Source organism: Nocardia aurea (genome assembly GCF_003123685.1).
GTDB classification, from domain to species: Bacteria; Actinomycetota; Actinomycetes; order Mycobacteriales; family Mycobacteriaceae; genus Nocardia; species Nocardia aurea.
Genome location: NZ_QCYJ01000182.1, coordinates 1 through 1295, shown reverse-complemented (window position 1 = coordinate 1295; position 1295 = coordinate 1). Strand labels below are relative to the sequence as shown.

Genomic DNA, 1295 nt, shown 5'->3' with positions numbered 1-1295 from the left:
GAGCCGGGGCCGACCGAGGCGCTCGTGCGGGTGCGCGCCGCCGGGGTCAACCCCACCGACTGGAAGCACCGGACCAACGGCGGGCTGCTGGGGCCGCCGCCGTTCACGCTGGGCTGGGACGTCTCGGGCGTGGTCGAGGCCGTCGGCCTGGGCACCACCATCCACAAGCCGGGCGACGAGGTCTTCGGCATGCTGCGCTACCCGCTGGGGCATGGGGCGTACGCGGAGTACGTGACGGCGCCCGCGCGGCACTTCGCCCGCAAGCCCGCGGGCATCGACCACGTGCACGCCGCCGCGATCCCGCTCGCGGCGCTCACCGCCTGGCAGGCGCTGGTCGACACCGCGGGGGTGCGGGCGGGCAGCCGGGTGCTGGTGCACGCGGCGGCGGGCGGCGTGGGGCACTTCGCCGTACAGATCGCCAAGGCCCGCGGCGCCCATGTCATCGGCACGGCCAGCGCCGCGAAGCACGACTTCCTGCGCGGCCTCGGCGCGGACGAGTTGGTCGACTACCGCACCCAGGACTTCGCCGAGGTGGTGCGCGGCATGGACGCCGTGATCGACACCATGGGCGGCGACTACGGCCCGCGCTCCCTGCGGACGCTGCGCGAGGGAGGCACGATCGTCTCGCTCACCCTCTCCCTCCTTGACCCCGGCCTGCACGAGGAGGCCGCGCGGCGGGGCATCCGCTCGGCGGCCATGCTGGTCGAACCCGACCACGCCGCACTGCGCGCGCTGGTCGCCCTGGCGGAGGCCGACCGGCTGCGATCCGAGATCGCGGCCGTGCTGCCGCTGGCGGACGCGGCCAAGGCACACGAACTGGGCGAGTCCGGCCACACCACCGGCAAGATCGTCCTAGCCGTCCCATGACAGGCTCAGCGGGTGCCGGCCGCGGCCACTCATCGCTTTGTCAGTGGCGCCGCATATACAGGGGGTATGACCGACAGGCCACCGAACGAGGACTTCCTCAAGCTGGCTGACCCGCTCCGGCGCGAGTTGCTGGCGCACTGCTATCGCATGCTCGGCTCGGTGCACGACGCCGAGGACCTGGTCCAGGAGACCTATCTGCGCGCCTGGCGCGCCTACGACGGCTTCGAGGGGCGCTCTTCGCTGCGCACCTGGCTCTATCGCATCGCCACCACGGCCTGCCTCACCGCGCTCGACAGCCGCGGCAGGCGGCCGATGCCCACGGGGCTGGGCGCGCCGAGCGCCGAGGCGACCGCGCCCCTGACCGAGCGGTCCGAGGTGCCGTGGCTGGAGCCCGTGCCCGACGCGGTGGTGGGCGCGGGCGCCGAGGA

Annotated in this window: 2 protein-coding genes; both read left to right on the top strand. The window is 74.2% G+C overall.

Translation table 11 applies throughout. The features are described from left to right. The coding region (locus DAT37_RS43670; protein WP_109530865.1) for an NADP-dependent oxidoreductase at positions 1–867 on the top strand (867 nt) is incomplete at its 5' end. Between the two features lie 66 nt (positions 868–933). Next, on the top strand, positions 934–1295 hold a 362-nt coding region (locus DAT37_RS43665), incomplete at its 3' end, for a sigma-70 family RNA polymerase sigma factor (RefSeq protein ID WP_157979015.1).